Source organism: Paraburkholderia sp. GAS334, from assembly GCF_050436625.1.
Taxonomy (GTDB): domain Bacteria; phylum Pseudomonadota; class Gammaproteobacteria; order Burkholderiales; family Burkholderiaceae; genus Paraburkholderia.
The window spans coordinates 171,297-194,047 of the sequence record NZ_JBNDMO010000012.1; the positions used below are offsets into that span (position 1 = coordinate 171,297).

The 22,751-nt window shown below is 57.1% G+C and carries 14 protein-coding genes; 4 read left to right on the forward strand and 10 right to left on the reverse strand.

What is annotated here, in order from left to right:
* Nucleotides 1-444 precede the first annotated feature (444 nt).
* The 6 genes from P3T21_RS22580 to P3T21_RS22605 all read right to left on the reverse strand — a co-directional run bounded on the left by P3T21_RS22580 (nucleotide 445) and on the right by P3T21_RS22605 (nucleotide 9,862).
* A complete protein-coding gene (locus P3T21_RS22580; RefSeq protein WP_429258160.1) occupies nucleotides 445-1,074 on the reverse strand; it encodes a 2-hydroxychromene-2-carboxylate isomerase in 630 nt (209 codons plus the stop codon).
* 166 nt (nucleotides 1,075-1,240) lie between these two features.
* Entirely contained in the window at nucleotides 1,241-1,561 is a 321-nt protein-coding gene (locus P3T21_RS22585) for a hypothetical protein (RefSeq protein ID WP_429258161.1), read from the reverse strand.
* A 171-nt stretch (nucleotides 1,562-1,732) separates the two neighbouring features.
* Nucleotides 1,733-2,893: an LLM class flavin-dependent oxidoreductase gene (locus P3T21_RS22590; protein WP_429258162.1), complete on the reverse strand. Its 1,161-nt coding sequence runs from the start codon at nucleotides 2,891-2,893 to the stop codon at nucleotides 1,733-1,735.
* Between the two features lie 1,138 nt (nucleotides 2,894-4,031).
* Nucleotides 4,032-5,501, reverse strand: a complete 1,470-nt coding sequence (locus P3T21_RS22595; protein ID WP_429258163.1) for an efflux transporter outer membrane subunit — start codon at nucleotides 5,499-5,501, stop codon at nucleotides 4,032-4,034.
* Nucleotides 5,494-6,681: an efflux RND transporter periplasmic adaptor subunit gene (locus P3T21_RS22600; RefSeq protein ID WP_429258164.1), complete on the reverse strand. Its 1,188-nt coding sequence runs from the start codon at nucleotides 6,679-6,681 to the stop codon at nucleotides 5,494-5,496. The genes P3T21_RS22595 and P3T21_RS22600 overlap by 8 nt, the downstream gene beginning before the upstream one ends.
* Nucleotides 6,671-9,862, reverse strand: coding sequence for an efflux RND transporter permease subunit (locus P3T21_RS22605; RefSeq protein WP_429258165.1), 3,192 nt, complete (start codon nucleotides 9,860-9,862; stop codon nucleotides 6,671-6,673). Before P3T21_RS22605 ends, P3T21_RS22600 begins: the two co-directional genes overlap by 11 nt.
* Before the next feature lie 1,195 nt (nucleotides 9,863-11,057).
* Between P3T21_RS22605 and P3T21_RS22610 the strand changes: the two genes are divergently transcribed.
* Nucleotides 11,058-12,608 carry a methyl-accepting chemotaxis protein gene (locus P3T21_RS22610; protein ID WP_429258166.1) on the forward strand — a complete coding sequence of 517 codons (1,551 nt, stop codon included), beginning with the start codon at nucleotides 11,058-11,060 and terminating at the stop codon, nucleotides 12,606-12,608.
* Between the two features lie 732 nt (nucleotides 12,609-13,340).
* On the opposite strand, the gene P3T21_RS22615 is transcribed toward P3T21_RS22610, so the two are convergent.
* Together P3T21_RS22615 and P3T21_RS22620 are read right to left on the reverse strand one after the other, a co-directional pair.
* A protein-coding gene (locus P3T21_RS22615; RefSeq protein ID WP_429258181.1) for an IS5 family transposase occupies nucleotides 13,341-14,113 on the reverse strand; the annotation gives its coding sequence in 2 pieces (ribosomal slippage) (nucleotides 13,341-13,801 and nucleotides 13,801-14,113; 774 coding nt in all).
* 188 nt (nucleotides 14,114-14,301) lie between these two features.
* Nucleotides 14,302-15,741 carry an IS1182 family transposase gene (locus tag P3T21_RS22620; RefSeq protein WP_429258167.1) on the reverse strand — a complete coding sequence of 480 codons (1,440 nt, stop codon included), beginning with the start codon at nucleotides 15,739-15,741 and terminating at the stop codon, nucleotides 14,302-14,304.
* Nucleotides 15,742-16,175: 434 nt separating this feature from the next.
* On the opposite strand from P3T21_RS22620, the gene P3T21_RS22625 reads away from it, so the two are divergent.
* Together P3T21_RS22625 and P3T21_RS22630 are read left to right on the forward strand one after the other, a co-directional pair.
* Nucleotides 16,176-17,906 carry a methyl-accepting chemotaxis protein gene (locus tag P3T21_RS22625; protein WP_429258168.1) on the forward strand — a complete coding sequence of 577 codons (1,731 nt, stop codon included), beginning with the start codon at nucleotides 16,176-16,178 and terminating at the stop codon, nucleotides 17,904-17,906.
* A gap of 13 nt (nucleotides 17,907-17,919) precedes the next feature.
* Entirely contained in the window at nucleotides 17,920-18,210 is a 291-nt protein-coding gene (locus P3T21_RS22630; RefSeq protein ID WP_429258169.1) for a hypothetical protein, read from the forward strand.
* Between the two features lie 1,505 nt (nucleotides 18,211-19,715).
* Here the strand turns inward: P3T21_RS22630 and P3T21_RS22635 are convergent.
* Together P3T21_RS22635 and P3T21_RS22640 are read right to left on the reverse strand one after the other, a co-directional pair.
* On the reverse strand, nucleotides 19,716-20,039 hold the full coding sequence (locus P3T21_RS22635; RefSeq protein ID WP_429258170.1) for a DUF4148 domain-containing protein: 324 nt from the start codon (nucleotides 20,037-20,039) through the stop codon (nucleotides 19,716-19,718).
* A 568-nt stretch (nucleotides 20,040-20,607) separates the two neighbouring features.
* Entirely contained in the window at nucleotides 20,608-21,528 is a 921-nt protein-coding gene (locus P3T21_RS22640) for a LysR substrate-binding domain-containing protein (RefSeq protein ID WP_429258171.1), read from the reverse strand.
* A 106-nt stretch (nucleotides 21,529-21,634) separates the two neighbouring features.
* Between P3T21_RS22640 and P3T21_RS22645 the strand changes: the two genes are divergently transcribed.
* A complete protein-coding gene (locus P3T21_RS22645) occupies nucleotides 21,635-22,234 on the forward strand; it encodes a short chain dehydrogenase (RefSeq protein ID WP_429258172.1) in 600 nt (199 codons plus the stop codon).
* The last annotated feature ends 517 nt before the right edge of the window (nucleotides 22,235-22,751 follow it).

The following is a 22,751-nucleotide window of genomic DNA, read 5'->3' on the forward strand; positions in this document are numbered from 1 at the left end:
AGCGATCCCGAAGATCAGTACGCCAACATCCTTTTCCAAAATGCCCCGAGGTGTCCCGCGGCCGATAGGACGGCATCCGATATTTCGTGCGCATGTCGCTCCAAGCCTCACGCGGCTCCGGTTCTTTGCCTTGATGTCGTTAAATCATCCGAATCTCGGTGCGTGGCCACGGATAGCACGACCTTTCGCATTATCGACAGTGCGAGCGATGCATGGTAGCCCTGTCGACAATTGCTGGAAGAGGGGGCGGCTGTAACCCGGCGCGAACAGAGGCCGATTCGCCTGTTGCCTTACCGACATCAACTTCGCACGATAGCGTCAGAACACGTAATTTGCAAAGTGCGAATACGCAGGGAAAGGCGTTAGTGCATCACGGGAAAAATCGAATTCGTCTAAATATCGGTCTGTACCCAATTGTATGGAGCGCACGGACTGCAAGCCACGTCATCGCGCGACGTCTCGGAGCGCGTCGCTGACGAAGTCCAGTCGATCCTGGCCGAAAAACATCTCGCCGCCGACAAAGAATGACGGACATCCAAAAACGCCTCTGCTGATGGCATCTTCCGTGTTCGTGCGAAGACGCGCCTTGACCTCAGGGGAGGCAACCATTTTAAGGAAATCGTTCGCGTCGAATCCAGCGTCCGATAGGACCGTGGTCAGCGTGGCAGGATCGTTTAGGTTCTGTGGTTTTTCCCACATCGCCGAAAAGACTGTTCGGACATAGCGGTCGAAAAGCGGACTGTTCTGGTAAGCGACGGCGCCGCGTTGGAGCGTGAGCGTGTTAACCGGGAAGAACGGGTTGAATTCAAACGGTACGTTCCATTTCCTTGCCCACTGCTGCAAGTCTCTGCGCATCCAATCTGCCTTTTGCGATATGTCCATCGGCGATGTATTGCCAAGTGACTTGAAGATGCCACCCAGCAGCACGGGCCTCCAGTCGATGGCGACTCCGGCGTCCCTGGCGATAGCGGGAAGCATGCGTGAAGCGAGGTAAGTCGGCGGGCTGCCGAAATCGAAATAAAACTGAATTGCAGGGAGCATGTAGTTGTCTCTCGGTGAGCGTGACGAAGTCATCGCAGTCCCCTATGGACCCGGAAATCCATTCTAAAACAGCTCTACGGTATGCGATCGGATTTGCAGGCGCCGTAACCGCCGACGACTATGCGCGGACTTGACGCAGAAAGGACAGGAGCGACCATGACGAAATGATCGCGCGGCGACGTCAGGTAAAGCGGTTGGGTCATTCAGCATCATGGCCGAATGGATGAAATGCTAAAGGTTCCTCCGCGGCACAGGTTTTCGCAGTGAACAAGTCATCGACAATACGCCGCCCCGCGCTATAGCCGCCCATGAGTGCGTCGACTTCGCTGAAATATGGCTTGCCAGGATATTCCCCGAAACGAAGCGGGGAGAAGACAGCGACAGCGGAAGCAGCCCTGCGGATCCTCACGATTGCCGCATACCCCCTCCTGGCGGTTGCGCTCAGGCCGGTTTTCCAACTGTAGTCAGTCTCAACAGCTACTTCGATGTCGAATCCCTGGTAGTGGTAAGTGCGGTTCATGGGGTCATCCGATATACTTACTGCAACATCCGCGGTGGGTCGTCCGGTTCCAAAGTGCTGGTGTCCCGGAACAAAAGCTGCATGATTTCACGAGTAGGACGCGCCGGCGGAAATCGTCCCTCGCCGCGCCATGCCCATAGGACGGCGTGGCACTTCTATCTTGATTTTCGTTCAGGCTGCGACCGACAGCGAACGCGACGCGTATGGGACACGCAAGCCGGCAGTTTCGAGCAACGGCATGATTTCGGCGTTCCACACTTCCATGCCAGCCTTATAGTCCAGCCAACTCAAACAAACGCCATCCATACCTGCGTCCGAAAGCATCTCCATGTGTTCGACAATCATCTCGGCGGTCCCCACAAGTGGGAAGCCAGCCCAGCCACCCTTAAAGTGGTAACGGAAGTTTTCTGCCTGTTCCAGCGTCATGACGCCGGTCTGAATCCCGAGTTCCTTGATGATGTTTGCGCAGGCCTCGTCGTCGCCGAATTCGGTGACGTAGCGGTCAACATACTTCCGCGCATCGGAAAGGGTTTCGGCGACAGATACATACGAATAACACCACACCTTCAGGTCGCGGCCGAACTCATTGCGAGCCAAGTCTTTGTACTTCTTGATCTGCGCGGCGACCGCACCCGGTTCATGAGAGCCGAGAATGATAAATGCGGAGTCGCAGTGCTGTGCGCAGAATCGCATGCCGCGTGGCGAGCCCCCAGCATTGATCAGAAAGGGCCTGTTCAGCGGCTTCGGCTCCGAGAAAGCCTGTTCAAGGTTGAAGTGATCAGTCTTGTAGTCGAAGTATCCCTTGTGCGTCCACGCCTTCTGCATGATTCTAATCCACTCGTCCGCGTAATCGTAGCGGTCGTCATGGTCCATCATTTTGCCGCCGAACATCCGCATTTCCGGTCCGAACCACCCGCAGATGATGTTGAGGCCAAAGCGTCCATTGCTGATGTGATCGATGGTCGTTGCCTGCTTGGCCGCCATCAACGGGTGGACGGTAGGCACGTGAGAAGTAGTGACGCAGGCAATCTGGTCGGTGATGGCCGCGACGCCTGCCGCCCATGTGTACGTTTCGAAGCTGGTACCGCCGAAGTTACTTTCTCCGCCGAACCCGCGCCAGCGGCCGATGGGAATCATCGCTTCGAAGCCGGCCTGGTCGGCGGCACGGACGATAGCCGCGCTTCGCGGCCAGTCGTCGGCCAGGTGGACCTCAGGCGCCATGGTAATTGCGGTACCACCGTGCGCATTGAGCGCGAAAACACCCAGCTTCAATTTGTTGGGCGAGCTGACCATCGGGTTAGCGGAGACCTGCTTTTCGGATTTCGTCGTCATGTCTACCTCCGTATTGATATAGATCGCTATTAGAAGATGTCATAGCTCAGTGGGCGTCTTTTTCGACATGGTCTTTTGTTTCATGTCGCGGCAATTTTGTATTGATCCGCGTGAAATACACTTAAGCGTTGATCGCGTGCTCCAAATCAGAGATCCGCTTGCTCACAGCCCCGATAGGGAGGCTGCTGAATCGGGCAGAGTTGCTGATGCTTCCCGTTTTGACCACTAACGTGTAGGGCGAGAGCGTTGCAAAGTCCATTCAATGTGGTTTCGTATGGAGTCAGCCACTGACCGCAGAACCACAAGATTTGCGATGCGCCGCATATTGCCACGAGACACCTCGCTCAATTCGTCCCTGACACCGTCGATGCGGCTTCTATACTGCGGCTGGACGCAATCGTCGTGGCTAGCGTCTTCAGGCTGTGCGTAAACTCAAACAGTCGTACTTCCCGCTTCCGGAAGAAGAAAGGTCCATAGCAGGCGGTAGTCAATGATTGACCGGAACTACGGCACAGACCCGGGAGCGGCCCCTCCAAACGCGGCTGCGTTTCCCGAAGAGATTGAGTAGGGCAGCACGCTCATGCAGGTATTCAGTGCTCAGTGTTTCCTACCACACATTCATTGGTTCTACTGCCTTCCGTACGTATATGGAACGCGTCTTCGGCTGTCGCTCCTCAAAGCCGAACGCCTCTCAGGTGAGCCCTATCTCTCTATGGGATCTTGCCTTCAGAATTCAGGCATTCGGCTTAACAGTAAACCTTTTATCGCCATGCGATTCAGCGAGGTATTATAAGTATGGACATCCGTATTGAAATGTCAAGAGATGCTCAATGCAGCGTCAGCGACAGTCCGACCTCTGCTGGCGAGTTACGGCGGTGAATGACGTTTCGCACGACCCCCAAACTGATTTCTTGCGAACTTTTCAGAAATAATTTTGAGTGGGGCCGCCGATGCAAAGGCATTGTTGCAGGGCTCGAATTGCTGGATCGTCGATAGCTTTGTGGCCTGGAGCAGTGGATCTACCTGAACCGTGTTGTTGTTTGCGCGCGCGCCGTCCAGTGCGCTGGGGTCCCTTGCTGGATCCTGCTGACGGGTTGGGCCACGACGACGGATCTTGTGGTCGGATGCGCTGAGGCCATCAATCTTTGCTGCGCTGCATCGTTGCTGTAACGAGTACCGGGGCGGCAGCTGTCTGGGCCAGTTCATCGTTCGACCAGCCACCGCCAAGCGCATGCAGGAGTTGCACATTTGCACTCAGCTGGCGCGTCTGGATGTCGAGCACGCTGCGCGCTGCGTCCAAGGCGGCGGTCTGTGCCTGCACGACATCAAGGTAGCCCACTGTGCCTTGCGAGTATCGACGCAGGGCGAGGCCGGTTGAGTAGTGCGCTGCGTTCGCTGCGTCCCGCTGCTGGCTGAGCGCTGTACCGAGGTACGACAGCAAGGCCAGATTGTCTTCAACCTGCTGGAAGGCCGATAGCACCACGCTGCGATAACGTTCTCCGGCTTCCTCAGTCGCGGCCTTGGCGGCATCGAGTTGCGCATGACGATATCCACCGTCGAAGATGTATTGCACGAGCTGCGGTCCGACTGCCCAGAACAGGTTCGGCGCGCTAAGCAGCCCAGCGTAGGCTGCGCTTTGCACGCCGCCCTGCATGCTGAGCGTGATGTCCGGAAAGTACGCTGCGCGAGCGACGCCAATTTTTGCATTGGCCTCGGCAACCCGGCGCTCCGCTGCGGCGACGTCGGGGCGCCGCTGAAGCAATGTCGAGGGCAACCCGGCCGGAATGGCCGGCAGCACAATGGAAGTGGTCTGCTGCGGCAGGTTGAACTCTGACGCCGAAGTACCGACCAGGACGGCGATCGCGTGTTCGGTGAGCGCGCGTTGTGCGAGGTTTTGCGACCGCAGCGACTGCGCAGACGAGAGCTGGGTTTGCGCCCGCGAAACGTCAAGGCCCGACACGATGCCGCTGTCATGCAAGGTCTGCGTGAGTTGCAATGCCTTCGAATATGCTGCCACAGTCTGGTCCAACAGCGCAGTCTGCTGGTCGAGGCCACGCAGGCGGATATAACTGTCCGCCAGTGTTACTTCCAGGCTCAGTCTTACCGACGCCAGGTCTGCCTTGGTTGCCTGCGCTTCGTCCTTGCCGGCGACTACTGAATCGCGTACCCGGCCCCAGAGATCCACGTCGTAATTGATTTGAGCGCCGAGCGTGACGGAGTTGTAGTCATCCGGGCCACCCACGCGTAGGGGGCGGTGGTCAGACTGGTGATCGCGCTGCGCCACGGCGCTCCCGCTGACAGTTGGGTAAAGCGCGGACTCGGACCGTGCGACGAAGGCTTGCGCTTGCGCATAGTGCGCATAGGCGGCGCGCAAATCAGTGTTGCTTGCCAACAGACGCGCTTCGAGATCGTCGAGCTGTGCGTCGCCGTATATTTTCCACCAGCCATTGCGATCTATCCGGTCCGCGGGCTGCGCGTCGGTCCACGGGCCAACGGTCTTGTATTGCGCGGCGATCGGCGTGGACGGGACCTGGTATTGTGGCGCGAGCGAGCAGGCGGACAACGCGACTACGCTCGCCAGCAGCGCCGGAAGTCCATATTTAACCATGTGCGGTTGTCTTCCTGGGAGTCGAGGCTGCAACTTGCACGCTGTCGCCGTCGACGAGTCCATCGGGCGGCGTATCGATTACGCGATCGGATGCGGCGAGCCCCGCGCCGATCTCCACTGAGTCACCCAGATCGCGGCTGATTTGAACCGGTTTGAACCGCACGCGGTCGTTTGCGTCAAGCGTGGCGATCACCGCGCCGCGGCTGTCGAAGACGAGTGCGCTTGCCGGCACCCGCAGCGTGTCAGGGGAGGCTGGCAAGATGAACCTCAGACTGGCGAAACCCCCTGGCAACAGCTTGCGGTCGGAGCTGTCAACGAGCAACTGGATCAGCGTTGTACCTGAAGTCGAATTGACTGCGTCCGCCGCAGCCACTGCGCGCGCGGTGAACTTCTGGTCAGGGTACTCCGGTACGGTCAGCGTCGCGGTTGTCCCTTTGCGGATTGCCGGCGCATAGGTCTGCGGCACCTGGACATATACGCGCAGCTGCTTGACCTCCGAGACCGCGAACAGCTCTTGCCCCAAGCCGCCACTGCCGGCATTGACCAGGGCGCCGACATCGATATCGCGAGCGGTCACTACGCCGTCGAACGGCGCGACGATCCGCGCGAAGGCCTTGGTCGCAAGGAGGCGATCGACGTTGGCCTTCGCGGCCACTGTGATCGCCTCCTTTGCCGTGTAGTCAGCGGTGCGCTGATCGACATCCTGCTGAGCGACGGAATCTGTGCCTCTCAGCGCTTCCCAGCGCTTCGCCGTTGCGCCGGCCACGAGCGCATTGGCTCGCGTGCTTTGCAAATCGGCGCGCGCCTGAAGCAATTGCTGGTCGAGTTCGGGGGTTTCGATTTCAGCGAGCACCTGGCCCGCTTTGACCGATGTGCCGATATCGACATTCCATGATTTCACGTAACCGCTCACCTGCGCGAAAATCCGCGCCCGAGTATACGCTTCGAGACGGCCGGGCAGTTGCAGCGACGGACCGTTGACATCGCGTACCGGCTTGATCAGATTGACCGTCAGCACGGCTTGGGTATCGGTCCAGGTTTTAAGCTTGCGGGCGTCGATCATCCGCAATGTGAGGCCGGCAATGACAATGCCTAAGATGACAACGAGACCGAGCAGACCGACCACTAGAAGGGGGCGGCGCGACGGCGGACTGGTGGGAAAAGCGGAATCAGACGGCATGGTCAGGACTTCCCGAGACGGATGCTTGGGTAGATGCGCGATTGGGGCGCGCATGAGCGATACAGAAAAAGGCAGGGACGAGGAATAACGATGCTGTGGTCGCGAACAGTAGACCACCGATCACAGCGCGACCGAGCGGCGCATTTTGCTCGCCGCCTTCGCCGAGGGCGAGAGCCATTGGCGCCATGCCGATAATCATCGATAGTGCGGTCATCAGCACCGGGCGAAAGCGCGTAAAGCCTGCTTCAAGTGCAGCTCTGAACGCGTCGCCGTGCACGGCGAGACGTTCACGGCAGAAGCTCACAACGAGAATCGAATTGGCCGTCGCCACTCCCATGCACATGATTGCGCCAGTGAGCGCTGGCACGGAGAGGGTGGTGTGGGTCGCGAAAAGCATCCAGACGATCCCGGCCAACGCGGCCGGCAATGCGGTGACGATTACGAATGGATCGACCCACGACTGGAAATTGACCACGATCAGCAGGTAGATCAACACCACTGCACCAAGCAGGCCGAACAACATACCGGCAAATGCGCTGTTCATCGTCTGTACCTGGCCGAGCAGTGCGATTGTGGAACCCTTCGACAAAGCGCCGGTGTTCTTTTGCACGATACGCTGAATATCGGCTGCCACCGCGCCGAGGTTGCGGTCTTGGGTGGTCGCGAATATCTCGACTACTGGCTGAATATTGTACTGGGTCACCACCTCGTTGCTGCTGGTGCGTTCGACCGTTGCGAGACCGCCGAGGATCTGCGACGTGCGCCCGTCGCTTGCGGTAATAGGAAGGTTCTGCAGTGCAGTGAGGGAGTCCAGCTTGTATTGCGGCGTTTGCATGACAATCGGATAGGACACGCCGTTTGCGGTGTTCAGCCAGAACGTGGGTGCAACCTGGCTCGAACCCGCGAGGCTTACCACCATGCTGTTTGTGACGTCGCGCTCGGTGATGCCGAGGAGTTGTGCACGCGTACGGTCGACGTCGACATTAAAGGTCGGGTTGCTGTGCGACTGTGCGATCCGCGCATCAACCACGCCGGGCACGGCGCGGACTTCACGCAAAAGACGATTTGCAAACGCGTAGTTGGCGCTCAGGTTGTTGCCGCGAATCTGCAGGTCGATAGGTGCCGGTGAGCCGAAGTTCAGGATTTGACTAATGATGTCGGCGGGCGGGAAAGAGAACGTGACGCCCGGGAATTCGCGCGGCAACCTTTCTCGCATTAGACGCACGTACTCGTCGGTCGGACGATGGCCTTCATTCAGTGCGATCTGGATGTCACCGTCTTGCGACCCGACCGTGCCGGTATTGTTGTACGCGGTATTAATTCCGCTGACTGGCAGACCCATGTTATCGACCACGGCGCCGAGATCCGTCGGCGGGATGATCTGGCGGATCCCGCGTTCGACATCCGCAAAAATCTGCGCGGTCTTTTCAACGCGGACACCGACCGGTGCGCGCACGTGCATCAGGATTTGCCCGGCATCGACCGAAGGGAAGAAATCGCGGCCGAGGAATGGCACGAGCGCGAAGGAGAGGGCGACAAAACCGAGGAAGCCGATGACAAACCGACGCCGGTGAGTCAGCGCGAGTTCCAGCAACTCGCGGTAGACGTCGCGAACTCTTTCAAACCGCGCCTCGAAGCCACGCAGGAAACGGCCGAGCGGACCGGGATGCGTTGCCTGCTCGGCGTTCTCGTGTTGCAAATGCTGTTTGAGCAGGTATTTGGCCATGGTTGGCACGAGGGTTCTTGACAGGATGAACGACGAGATCATCGCGAAGATGACTGCCTCTGCCATCGGAACGAACAGGAATCGTGCGACGCCGTTCAGGAAGAACATCGGCACGAAGACGATGCAGATACACATTAGCGATACGAAGGCCGGCGCGACGATCTGCTCGGCGCCATCGAGAATCGCCGTCTCGACCTCCTTGCCCTGCTCGAGGTGCCAGTTGATATTTTCGATCGTTACCGTCGCATCGTCGACGAGAATCCCCACTGCTAGAGCGAGCCCGCCGAGCGTCATGATGTTCAGAGTCTCGCCCAGCGCGGATAGCGTGGCAATCGAGCCTAGGATAGCCAGTGGAATCGAGGTTGCGATGATGATGGTCGAGCGCCAACTGCCAAGGAACACCAGGATCATCAGGCTCGTCAGTACCGCCGCAATGACGCCCTCGCGTGCCACGCCAGCGATGGCTGCCCGCACGAACAGTGACTGGTCGCCGATCGGCTCGATCTGCAGATTATCTGGCCACGATGCTTTCGCGGCCGCGATCTGCGCCTTGACTCCGGAGATGATTCCCAATGTGGAAGCCGAGCCGTTCTTGAGCACCGACATCAGCACCGAACGGTGGCCGTTGACGTGGACAATATTGGTCTGTGGCGGGCTGCCATCGCGCACATTGGCAATGTCACGAATATAGATAGTCGTGCCGTTGACCGCCCTGACCGGCAGATCACCCAAGGCCTTGATCTGCGACGGCGCATTGTTCAATTGCAGCGTGTACTCGTAGTCACCGATCTTTTCGGTGCCGACCGGCGTGATCAGGTTCTGACCGGCAAGCGCGTTGGCCACATCCTGTGCAGACAAGCCGCGAGCTTGCAGCGCGACCGGATCCACATCAATCTGCACCTGACGTGTCTTGCCGCCAAACGGGTAGGGAATCGACGCACCGGCGACGGTCGTGAGAACAGGACGTATCACATTCAACCCAAGGTCGCCCAGGTTCTGTTCAGACAGGCCCTTGCCGGATAGCGCCAGTTGCAGGATCGGTACCGTCGACGCGTTGTAGTTCAAGATCAGCGGCGGCGTCGTACCGGCAGGCAACTGCCGCAACTGGGTCTGCGCCACGGCGGTCACCTGCGCGTTCGCCGCGCTGATATTCACGCCCGGCTGGAAGAAGATCTTGACGATCCCGAAGCCCGCGATCGATTTCGCCTCAATATGCTCGACGTCGTTCACCGTGGTAGTCAGCGCGCGTTCGAATGGCGATGTAATCCGACCGACCATCTGGTCCGGGGGCAGACCCGTGTACTGCCACACCACACTGATCACCGGGATCTTGATGTCGGGAAAGATATCGGTTGGCGTCCTGATTGCGGACAACGGCCCGATGATGAGGATGACGATCGCCAGTACGACGAATGTATACGGACGCCTTAGGGCAATGCGGACTAGGCCGAGCATAAGCTTTCCAAGGCTTGAGATAGAACGTAAAAGTGTCCCGGCGTGAACTGGCGGTGTATACAACGAACATCGCCCACGGTCTTTTGCGTCATACGAGAAATTGACGAGGCTGTGCTAGATGACATATTTGCCAACCGTAGATTTCTGTGTAGCGCTTAGTATCGAATTCATTTCGTGATGGTCGCGTTGCTGCGTAGGATCAGTCAAAAGCTTACATACGTCATTCAATTGAATGGCGCAGAGAACACTTCCAACCGGGTTCATTGCGTTGAGATGGATGTACGCGTTCGTCGAAGAAAGGGCAGGGTGAATGCAAACACCGCGTGGCAGTCTTACCGGTGGGTAACATCAAGTGGGCGACTGGACGCCAACCAACCCAGTTCGATGCTGCTTTCGCGTACCCGGCGAACGCCAGCAAATCCTTGGAAAATACAGATGGCTCCCGTTTTCCGTGCAGTCCGGCGAGTCGATGGTGACGATGGAAATGTTTGCGTAGAAGACGTCGAAATACACAATGACCTCATTGATCTATGTTCCATCACGCGCGCAAATATCTACCATCACTTAGCGAAATGAATGCTCCTATCGTCGAACCAGATCAACCATCGATGTCGATGCAATCGACTGTCCAATATACTCGTTCGATCACCATGGATAGTTCTGAAATTATGAAAAGAATAAACGTCAGAAGTGAATAATGCCGTGTGCGTCGGGACGATTTGTGATTTCCAAGATGTGCAACTCTATTTGGGTCCTGCTGGATGTTATGCCAAGCGGCAAGAGCCGTGGCTGGTCATTCAATGCACGTGGTTGACAAGGAAGGTATTTGATAACCATGGATGCATGGTGATGTCGGCGGATCGGCGGTAGGCGGAAAAAGCAGTAGGTGAGGACGTCCTAGGCGCAACTCCCGCCTGCAATACTATATTTCGCGATAAATCGAATTACTTCTCGCATATCGCACAAGCACAAGACGTCATATGTGCGGTAGTTGGAGGCCTTAGTTAGGCGACGTCGATTAGATAACTTGATCAGTAAGTTGATCGAATGACCGCCTGGGCATGGTGGCATTCCAATTAGTCTGAAGTTTTGTAATTCACTGCCGTTATCTATGTGGAATGCAGTTGCTTACAATCCACCTCGCCGGGCAAATATTGCCTGGTCGGTACTATCTATTTGAAGGATGCGCGCACGTATGAAGCTATCTTTCGTCCAGAAGCTCTGGCTCCCACTCGTCCTGAGTCTGCTCTGTCTCGCCGGAATGTCTGTCTTTAGTGCCTACCAGACTCGGGGAATGCGTCTGGATGAGCGCAAGGCCGACCTGCGGCATGCAACGGAAATCGCCCTCGGTGTCGTCAAGAGGTTCGGCGATCAGGCGGCCGCCGGTTCCATGTCAATAGCGGAAGCTCAAGCTCATGCAATGGACAGCATCCGGAACTTGCGCTACGGCCAAAGCGGCTACTTTGTAGTCTTAAATTCGCAGCCGATGGTTTTGATGCATCCGACGCAGCCGGCAGTGAACGGCAAGAACGTCAATGATTTCAGGGACCCGAACGGTGTCTACGTATACAGGGAGTTGGTCGCAGCAGTCAAACGCGATGGCACGGGTTTCGCGACATATGCCTCTCCGAAACCTGGAACCAACGAGACTTTGCCAAAAATCGCCTACTGCATGTCATATCGGCCGTGGGATTGGATTCTCACGACTGGGCTTTATATCGACGACATCGATGAGGCGTTCCGCTCGGCGCTTTATCAGAGTCTCGGTATCCTGGTGGCACTAGCGGGAGCGTTGTCGGCCGTCGTGATGCTTCTTAATCGTGGCATTCTCCGTTCACTGGGCGGCGAGCCGTCATATGCAGCCGGAATCGCCAACCAGATTGCCAGCAATGATTTGACTGCGATGGTGGAGACGGCGCGAGATGACCGCTCAAGCCTGCTGTTTTCAATGAAGCGCATGCAGGAGCAGCTCACGCAAACGATTGGCTCGATTAAGGTTTCTGCCAATTCGATTGCCGCCGCTACACATCAGATTGCCGCCGGCAACCAGGACCTGTCGCAGCGCACTGAAGAGCAGGCTGCATCGCTTGAGGAGACGGCGGCCAGCATGGAACAACTGACTTCCACCGTCACGCAGAACGCGGAAAATGCCCGAGAGGCCAACCAGCTCGCGGCGCAGGCGGCTAACGTAGCTGAACTGGGGGGCGCGGCGGTTTCACGCGTGGTGGAAACTATGGAAGAAATCAACGCCAGTTCGGACAAGGTCGTCGGCATTGTTGGCCTCATAGAGGGTATCGCCTTTCAGACCAATATCCTTGCGCTGAACGCAGCCGTCGAAGCGGCGAGGGCTGGCGAGCAGGGGCGGGGATTTGCAGTTGTGGCCTCGGAAGTACGTTTGCTGGCACAGCGCTCGTCGGCCGCGGCCAAGGAAATCAAGGATCTGATCCATGACTCCGTGGAACGCGTGAGGGCGGGTGCCGGTCACGTGCAGGAGGCCGGCACGAAGATGCGCGAAATTACTCACGAGATTAGGCGCGTGACGAACATCATGGGAGAAATTACTGCCGCTTCGCAAGAACAGAGTAAGGGCATCGGTCAGGTCAATCAGGCTGTCACGCAGATGGACGAAACCACGCAACAGAACGCAGCCCTAGTCGAACAGGCCGCGGCCGCTGCGAGTTCGCTCGAGTCACAAGCGAATGATCTGAAAGCCTCTGTTTCGATGTTCAAACTAGTAGATGTCTAGCATGACGCCAGCGTCATCGAGGTTGTCACACAGAGGCACGCGCAGTAGCCTCGGCGCATGGTAGGGCGTCGGCCACGCCGACCGTCAAGCCGACATTCCGTGGCCCGTTCGTGTGACGCGGGCGGCCGGGGCCCGCGAGTAGGCTAGCTTCGAGAACGGGAATTCGTCTCGCGAACCGGATCATTTCCATATTCGGCCTTCGGACTTCTTTCCGACCTGCTGAGAGTCCTTGTTCGTCGAACGCTCGCAACGGCACTGCAAGAGCAGCATTCTCAAATCGGCCATCATCATCAGACAGTCTCCCCTTCCTGCGGAGCTGGCATCCACTTTCTCGCCGTCAGAAAACCCGCTTCGAGCAATTTCACAATGAGCAATTTATCATTTGATTCCCAACTGTGTTTCCTGCTGAAGATCCGGCATACGCTATTTGCCTTAAGTCGATCGGGCTCGGTACCGTTTGCGGTGAGGTATATCCAGTTCGATTAATGTCGAAATGGTTGTATTGCAGTCTGGAGAGATGAGAGTCGACTACACCTGGCGATGGCCGATCGACTTCACTTGCTCAGTCACGTCGATCACGGAAAGCTGCGGAGAGTGCCACGAAGAATGTGGAAAAAGTCTGACACAGCTGGCCTTTCCCTGTCGGCCACGAAAAACGAATGCTGTCAAGAATGATTCCGCTGAATTCTGTTGTCGAAAATTCTCTAATAAAGGCGCGTGCTCTAAGAGGCGTTAACAAAATGGATTCTTCAGCGTTCGCCAACAGATGATGCAGCAGGCGAGTTTCATGAAGGCTTCGTGGATAAATGCAAGACGTTCGAAGCGGATGCGCAGTCGTCGGAAGTTGTGAAGCCATGAGATGGTTCGCTCGACGACCCAGCGGGTTTTGCCCAGGCCGCTGCCATGAGGCTCACCACGTCGGGCAATTTCAGTCGCGATGCCGGCTGCGTGTAGCGGACGGCGGTATTTGTCGTGATCGTATCCCCGGTCGCCCTGAACGATACGGGGCTTCGAAAGAGGCCGGCCGCGCTTGCCTGCAATGGGCGGAATGGCGTCAACCAGCACGTGAAGCTGGGTGACATCGTGGCGGTTTGCGCCGGTGAGGATTACCGCGAGCGGGATGCCCTGCGCTTCGGTAATGAGGTGGTGCTTTGAACCAGGTCGCGCGCGGTCGGTGGGATTCGGTCCCGTTTTTGACCTGCACCCACCGCGCGGATCGAGGAGGAATCGACGATGACACGGGACCAGTCAATCCGGTCAGCCTCGCGTAGCTTCGCGAGCAGCACTTCGTGCAGCCGGTCCCAGACGCCGGCGGCCTGCCAGTCCCGTAGACGGCGCCAGCAACTCATGCCGCTGCCGCAGCCCATCTCGCGCGGCAGCAGGTCCCAGCGCAGGCCCGTCTGCAGGATGAACAGGATGCCGGTGAGCACGGCCCGGTCATCCAGCGGTTTGCGTCCCGGATACCGCGAGCGGCGGGGTTTGGGCGGAGGCAACAATGGTTCCAGGTTGTGTAAAAACGCGAACCGATGTGGCTCGACGAGTTCGTACCTTCGATCACGGCCATTGGCGGCTGTTTTAGCCCGCTGTATGGTTGGAGGACCTTCGGGCTGGTCAGAATGCGAAGATTCATCGACGAGTTCCAGAAGCGTTCCGGTTCGCCGCCGGCGCACCCGGCTTGATGTAAGGCCTCTCCTCAGGCTCTCATCTTTTGCATCACTACCGCAGTGCCTAAGATCGCCATGACGCGCTTGAGGTTGTATGCGAGCACATGCAGGCTCATCTCGGTGCTGACATGCTCGCGTGTCTTCATCACGAAGTGCGTCGCACCCATCCAGACCTTGAGCGTACCAAATGGATGCTCCACGGTCTGACGGCGTATGCGCATCATCTCCGGCTTCTGGTCGAGTCGCCGCTGCATTGCTTCGACTACACCCTCATGCTCCCAGCGCTTTATCCGGCGGGCCTGTTTGCCGGATGTGCATTGTTTTCTGATTGCGCAGGTAGAGCAAGCCGAACTCGAGTAGCAATGCAGCGTCATGCCATGCTCGATGTTTGTGAAACGCCAGGTGAGCCGCTGTTGGGCTGGGCAACGGTACTCATCATCTTCGGCAACGTAGACGAAGTCCTGCTTGCCGAAGTACCGATCTGCGTTGTTGCCCGATGTCAGTGGTTTGGGAACGAACGCCGTAATGCCCGCCTCATCGCATTGCAGGATTTCCTCGCCCTTGAAGTAGCCCCGATCGGCAACAACGGTCAGATTTTTGATGCCGGTAGCCTCTCGCGCCTGCCCGGCCATGTTCGTCAGCTGGCTGCGATCATTGCCAACATTGGTGACCTCATGTGCCACGATCAGATGAGACGTGTCATCAACGGCCGTCTGAACGTTGTAGCCAACCATCCCTGTTCCCCGACCGCTGGTGGCCATGGAGCGCGCGTCCGGATCAGTCAGCGAGACCTGTCCATCTGGCGACTCGCGCAGCCGCTGCTCCATTGCCTTGAGGTCTTGCATCTGCTGCCTGAGCTTCCTGATCTTGTCGCTGATGCGGCTCGTCTTCGCCTCGGCGACATCGGATTGCGTCCGGTCCGCAGTCTCCATCGCCGCAAGGTAACGCGCGATGCTCTCATCAATCTGCTGCATGCGTGCCCGGACCTTACCACTCGTGAAGTTGCGATCACGATTGTTGACGGCTTTGAACTTGCTGCCGTCAATGGCCACAATCGACTTTGAGAACAGGTCCAGGTTACGGCACAACACGATGAATTGCCGGCATACATTGCGGATCGCTTTGCCGTTGTCACGGCGAAAGTCGGCAATGGTCTTGAAATCCGGTGACAGGCGGCCCGTGAGCCACATGAGCTCGATATTGCGTTGAGTCTCGCGCTCCAGGCGCCGACTCGACTGAATGCGATTGAGATAGCCGTAGATATATATCTTAAGCAGAACGGATGGATGATAAGAAGGCCGCCCTGTTGCAGCTGGCGCAGTTCCGTCAAAGCCGAGATCACGCAGATCAAGTTCATCGACGAAGACATCCACTACACGGACCGGGTTGTCGTCGGCGACATAGTCGTCGAGATACTCGGGTAGCAGAACAGCTTGCCTGCGGTCTTCGCCTTCGACAAATCGCTTCATGTGCCACCCGACCTGAATGCGTTGCTTCAGTTTAGGCGATTGGCGCGCGTTTTCACACAGTCTGGTTCAATGAGAGCCCACAATTCATCATCGAGTATCGGTTTGGCCATGGCCTCCTCGTCACCGAAACAATGATGAGGTTAACAGCAATCGTTGGAAGTTAACAGACCCAATAGATCATTTTGTTAAGGGTTCTAAGTGCCGAATTAACTATGTACGCCGTCAAGTAAACGCTTGCCCGATGGTAGGAGACTTCGTAGCATGCAATTGTGCTCGGCCGACGTGGTCTGCTAGTCGCCGGACAAGGCTGCATCTGACTTCTCCAGTTGGTTCAACTTTTGATGAATAGCCGGGGAATTTCAGCAGTATCAATGCGACGTTAGCTGACAAGGGTACTGCTTGCGTACTGCGTTCACTAAATAAAGGAATCGTTGATGCAATTCATGAAGAGTCTCAGAATGTCGACTCAGCTGATGCTGGGCTTCTCCGCCGTGATCGTTCTGCTGATTGGTCTGGGTGCGTTCAGCCTGTTCCAGATGAACGCGCAAAACGTGCACATCGCTCAACTACGTGATAACTGGCTGCCGGCTGTGCGTAGCAGTCTGCAGATGCAGACTGCGCTTCTGAACATCCGGCTCGGCGAGTACGCCACCGGGGTTGCTCCGTCGCCCGCCGCAGTTCAGACCGCAGACGAGCGGATCAAGATCAGTATCGGTGATTATGAGCGAGCTGCGGCTGAATACGAGAAACGTATAAATGCTCCGGAGGAGAAGGCCGCATTTTCAGACATCCAGACGCTGATGTCACAGTATCTTCAAATTGACCAGCAGGTTCGGACATTGGGCGGGCAAGACAAGCTGGCGGAGGCACTTGAACTCACGCGAGGTCGAGCGCTTGAGCTTCGTTATGGTATCGACAAGGATGTTAAGACCATTGTCGACTTCGACAGCAATGAGGCGAAACGCGAGGGTGCGGCTGCAGACAAGGCCTATTCGCGTTCTGTTGTTCTCGTGATCGGACTGATCGTCGTTTCGGCAGCCGCCGCTTTGATTCTGGCGGTGACTATTGCACGCGGCGTGGCGAGGCAACTCGGTGCAGAGCCGCGTGTCGCCGCAGCACTCGCTAGCGAAATTGCAGCCGGTAATCTGCGTACGGATGTTCGATTGAGACCAGATGATCGCAGTAGTCTGATGTTCTCTTTGGGCGTGATGAAGGACCAACTGACGACGATTGTGCGAGGAATCCAGACCTCCAGTGGATCGATCTCCGTGGCCGCCAGCGAAATAGCGCAAGGTAACGCTGATCTGTCCCAGCGCACCGAGGAGCAAGCCGCATCGTTGGAGGAAACCGCTTCCAGCATGGAAGAGCTGACCAGTACGGTCCGTCATAATGCAGATAATGCAAGGCAGGCAACGACACTTGCCAACACCGCATCGGATAACGCACGGCGCGGCGGTGAAGTGGTTGGTCGTGTTGTCGAGACGATGCAAGAGATATCAGGTAGTTCCGCCAGAATGTCCGAGATCATCGGTGTGATTGAGGGTATCGCGTTCCAGACCAACATCCTGGCACTCAATGCCGCAGTCGAGGCCGCGCGCGCTGGCGAACAGGGGCGGGGCTTCGCTGTCGTGGCCGGCGAGGTGCGCACGCTCGCTCAACGCAGCGCCACTGCTGCGAAGGAAATCAAGGACCTCATTAGCGAGTCGCTGCATCGGGTCGACGCCGGTACGAAACTTGTCGAGGAAGCGGGCAGCACGATTGGTGAAATCGTGGAATCGGTGAAGCGCGTAACCGATATTGTGGGCGAAATCTCATCGGCGTCGGACGAGCAGAGCAGTGGTATCGAGCAGGTCAATACCGCAGTTAGCCAAATGGATCATGTGACGCAGCAGAACGCGGCGCTGGTAGAAGAGGCTTCGGCGGCGGCTCAGTCGTTGGCCCAGCAGTCGCAGGAACTGCGTGATGCGGTGGCAGTCTTCAAAGTAGGTGATACGGGACCATCGGCGTCCAGGTTAATCGCGCCGCCAAGCGAACCGCACCGGTCTGCGCCTGCAGTTCGCAAACTTTCCCGCGCAACGTCGACAAAGATGTTGCCTGTCGCCGCCGCGAATCGGGGCTCTGAGGTCGCGAAAGACTGCGGTGCTGCAGACTGGCAGGCATTCTGAGCGAGGTTGGGAAATGAACGATTCTGACGAATGGCTGAGCCGGATGAGCAGGCTCGTGACCGCCAACACAAAGACAGCGAGCATTCTTGGCGCACGGTCAATGGTACTCGGTAAATTCCTTGACGCAACCCTCCCACAGCTCACGAATTCGCAGCGCGGAGAGATCAGTCGGTCATTTCGGCAGGTCGTTGAAGACTCAGCGTCATTCATGGACGACATGCCTTTGCCTGCCGACTATCACTCGGCAATGTTTGAACTTACCAATGACATCCTCTCCGCCCTCGGTCAGGGGCCAGCTGGGTGAGTTGAGACGAGCCGTATATCGTTGGAGCTGCGTGGCGTACGCTAGGAATTCGTCAGTCGTCCACCAGGCGGCGCTACTTTAATGTCTCACTTGCCTTGACATTCGAACCGTCAGCAAGTGTCTCATTTTGTCTCTCGTGTTCCGGTGCGACAGGCCTCGTAAGTGCCGGGACTTTTAGGCCGACCTCCAATCCGGTCGGCCTCTTTTTCCAGGTGATCATGCTATCGGACACTCGGGGCCGTATTGAGTATCGAACGATAGCCATAGTCACGACGCGAGCAATGTCTTTGGAACGAATCGTTTGGATTTTCCTAGCTCAGATCCTGAGGCGATGAGCCCAGCTTTTCACGTGTCGCCGGTCTGTGCCGAAACTGATCATGCTTTCGGACGAAAAGTGGAGAAGAATCTCGTCATCCGAGGCGAACGGCGTTGCGCCCCGACTCGTTCTTCTGATGCGAAATGATGTCGAATCTTCGGCTGCCGGCGCACAATTTTATGAATTTTTGCACAATACGAAGGAGTTGACGATGGCGTGGTATGTGAACGGATCCAAGCTGGTCAAAGGCGATGGAAACCAGCCTTGGTGGAAGGACGTTTATGGTCCTGCTGACGAGGTTGTGGTGTCAGGGATATATTGCTGTTCGGGCTGCAAGCGGGAGATCACGTCGAGCAAGGGTGATCGGTGGCCGCCGCAGAATCATCACCAGCATGAACCGGGTCAAGGCCCGATTCGTTGGACCTTGAGTGTGAGAACGAATACGCAAGGCGTATCACTGCGAACGTGCCTTAACCGGTGAGTATGCGAATGTGGCGCTTGAGACGCACCGCGTCACCCCTTTCCTGATGCGTGGTGACTATGCCGGGTTGACGTCCTCCCGGCTTTCAGCCTACGGCTGCCACGCAAAGCGCGGGAAGGACGTCTCGTTCACGGGTGCGGACTCAGAAAGAATGCCGAATATTAGCGGTTACTGCGAGCTGACTGCCGTTGGGCAATGCCCCATAAGTACCCGCCAGGGCGTTGTCCACTGTACATAGCCTCGGTCGTCCCACCGAAGTTCTTCAGATAGGCAAGATTGCCAACCGGCGCTGCTCATTTCGAGAGCGTGTAAGACGCCAGTAGTCCGTACTCCGTCGTGTGGTTGGAGAAGGACGAGTTGTTTTTGTAGAGATGGTCGCCCGACACCGTAAGCGCTGAGGTAAACGGAATATCAACACCAGCCTCATAGAGACTCGCACCTTGAGCAGGCTGCCCCACAATTGACTAGAACGATCCCGAACCTGTCACGTCGGCATGGGAGTATCCGAAGCGGGCACGCGCGATTTCGGAGTCGTAGCGTGCGCCGAGTGTCAGCAGCTTGTATTTGGTACCACTTGCAGAACTGGAGCTCTCCTGGTCATTGGTGCTCCCAATATAGATCGAGCTGGAAGAGTAGCGCACACCACGTTGCATACAGAGCCACGGGTGAAGTCGCCGGGCATCTCGAATCGCGGAATTGAAAATCGGGTCACTGGTCGGTTGGCAGGCTACTTGTTCCGCTAGACGATGGTACCCCCTGCTTGCGGGTATCGTAGGCTGCGCTTCCGCTGGTAGCGTTGCCGTACGACGAGGAGGCTGTGTTCCTTTGCGCGGCAACGCGAGCTTCCGCCAACGCGATACCCTCCGGATATTTGTTTCGGTCGTTTCCCGGGATGTAACCAACGCCCTCAAGCTGCACGAGATCCGCGATCACTTCGGCGCGTGTCACTGCTTTAGCGTTCTGCGCGAACGAGAGAACTGGAACTACAAGGCTGGTCGCGACAACAACGCAAGGAATAATCGATTTGAGCATGGCTAAATTCCAACTGGTTTGGTTAAACCGGTGAACGAACCGGTTATTTCTCGGTCCATTCGGACTATGAGACGGAGTCTAGCCGTCGTCGGCGCAGGTAAAAACCCCCTGTCGTGCTAACTCACAATTCGGACAATAGAAACAGTCGGGGGGCGGAGCGTCGCGCTGTTTGTCAAGGAAGTGGCATCGCACGTCTGCCAATCAGTTGTACTCGTCGCATCGAAGCTCAAAGTGCTGTACCTTTCCAAAGTGCGAACGATACGAATCCAGACGGTCACGTGGCTCGACGATGTTGGAAGACCTTCGGAGATAAGCAAGTGTGGCCGATGGCGAACGTACGATGACGGGCACGGCAAAGCAGGCGCAGTGCACACTCAAGTTCAAGCTGGAAGCGATGTGGCTGGTCAATGCCGGATAAAGCGCGGATAGCGGCAGCGACACTAGGCCGAGCTAGGCAGCCACGCGTGAATTCCGACTTTTCCTCGCAGACAGCCCGGGGGGATGGTGGGCTGCCTATCGGCACGCGAGCAGCCGATATGGCGACTTGACAGCGCAGATTTGCAGGCGTTCAACTAAACAGCTGCCGTCGGACCGGTTCCTGAAACCACTGGACGGCGAAATCAATAAACGCGCGCGTACGCAAAGGCAAATGTCGTTGTCCTGGATAGACGACGTAAAGAGGTAAAGCAGGGATTTCCCAATTTTGGCAAACGACCTTTAGTCTACCATCGGACAGATCCTGCGCGACCATATAATATGGCAAACGCGCGGCACCTGCGCCCAGCAGGGCGAATCGATGAATGCCCTGATAGGTATTCACGGTCACAGGGCCTCCGACAGTGACGGAGACGCCATCGCCTTTGCGCGAGAACAGCCAGTGGTTTTTGTCGCCGAAGTGGCTATTCACAAGACAGGGCAGGTGCTCAAGGTCGGCGGGTGAGGTGACGGATTCGTGTGCGCTCAGTAACGACGGTGAAGCTACGATCATTTCCCGAACGACCCCAATTGGCCGAGCAACCAGCGAATTGTCCAGTGATTGCGTCGCACGGAACGCCACATCGAATCTTTCGGCAGTCAGATCTCGGTGAGCCGGACTCATGTCGATAGCCAATTCGATATTTGGATAACGTTGACAGAATGCAAGAAAAAGTTCGGCAGTTACGGTCTCGCCCAGCGACGTGGGTACTGTGACGTGTAGCCTCCCGGACACCTCCGCGCGCGTAGCGGATACGGCACGTTCGGCCTCAACGAGTAATGCCTGCAACTGACTGGCGTATTCCAGATATAACGTTCCTGCTTCGGTCAGGGTAATACGTCTTGTAGTGCGGTGAATGAGTTGAATTCCGAGGTTGGCCTCAAGCTCCGTTAACTGCGCGCTCACATGGGCTTTCGAGCAGCCGAGTCGGGTTGCAGCGCGCGTAATACTATTTTCCGACGCTACAGCGGCGAATATTAGCGCTCGATCTGAGTGGCCTAGCATTGTTTTCATGTGAGAACACACCTTCCACGGATAACGGCTATTTCTCATTTCCCATCGTCCTTATACTTCATTTCGCTGAGTCAGTGGTGACTCTGAGTGAACAGTGAGGTTGGAGATGAGAATCCTTTTGGTTGGCGCTTCGGGCGCAATCGGCAGTGCTGTTGAGAAGGAATTGGGCGCTCGGCACGAAATCGTTCGGGCTGGGCGAAGCAGTGGAGATGTGCGTATCGACATCACTGATGAGGCGAGCATCGCCGATGCATTTGTGAAGGCGGGTCAAGTCGACGCGATTATCTCGGCAGCCGGTGAATTGCATTTTGGGCCGTTGCTTGCCATGACGTCGGAGCAGTTGGCTTTCAGTATCAATGCAAAGTTGCTGGGACAGGTCAATCTGGCCCGCCATGCTGCGAAACATTTGTCGGACGGTGGTTCAGTCACCTTGGTGAGTGGCATTATTGGCGAACAGCCCGTCGTTGGAGGAAGCACGGCAGCGCTCGTTAACAAAGGGCTGGAAGGTTTCGTTCTCGGCGCCTCCATGGAAATGCCTCGAGGCATCCGCATCAACGTCGTAAGCGCTGGGATCGTGGCCGAGACGAAGGACAAATATGCTCCTCTTTTCAACGGATTTGAGCCAGTTTCGGCGCGCCGAGTTGCGGTAGCCTACGTGCGAAGTGTCGAGGGTGCGCAGACAGGGCAGGTATATCGCGTCTTTTAATCTGATGCGATTGAGCTAGAGATCGAAACACTGCGCTCGTTGCTGGCGCGGTGACGACAGGTTAGCTACGACGTCGGGCACTTGCTAGCGCCACAGACGGCGTGGGCGATGTACTCGCACGGCCTCCGCGCACTCGCCGACCTGACGGTACGCATTCGCATCGGCGTCCATGGCGGCCAGCGAGTGAAGAGTCGAATGTGACAGGCGCACGATATGTCGAAGTCCTCTTCGACGCGTATCTGCAGTTCGCTGACCATGCCTGGGCATTGATAGCCGTCGCGCCACCGGGCAGTATCATGCCGTGGAAGCAGCCACGCCGACCCCTTGAGGACGACGGAGTCGCGGCGAAGTTACTGGGTAACCGCTTTCCGATCAGTCATCAAAATTCCGTCGCTGAGAGCGGCGGAGAGCACACCGCTGACTGAAGTTGACCCGGGAAAACGGACACCTATTCTTTTGAAGAGGAGGTGCCGTCATGGGCCAGCATCGGAAGCCGTACCCGGCGGAATTCCGGGCG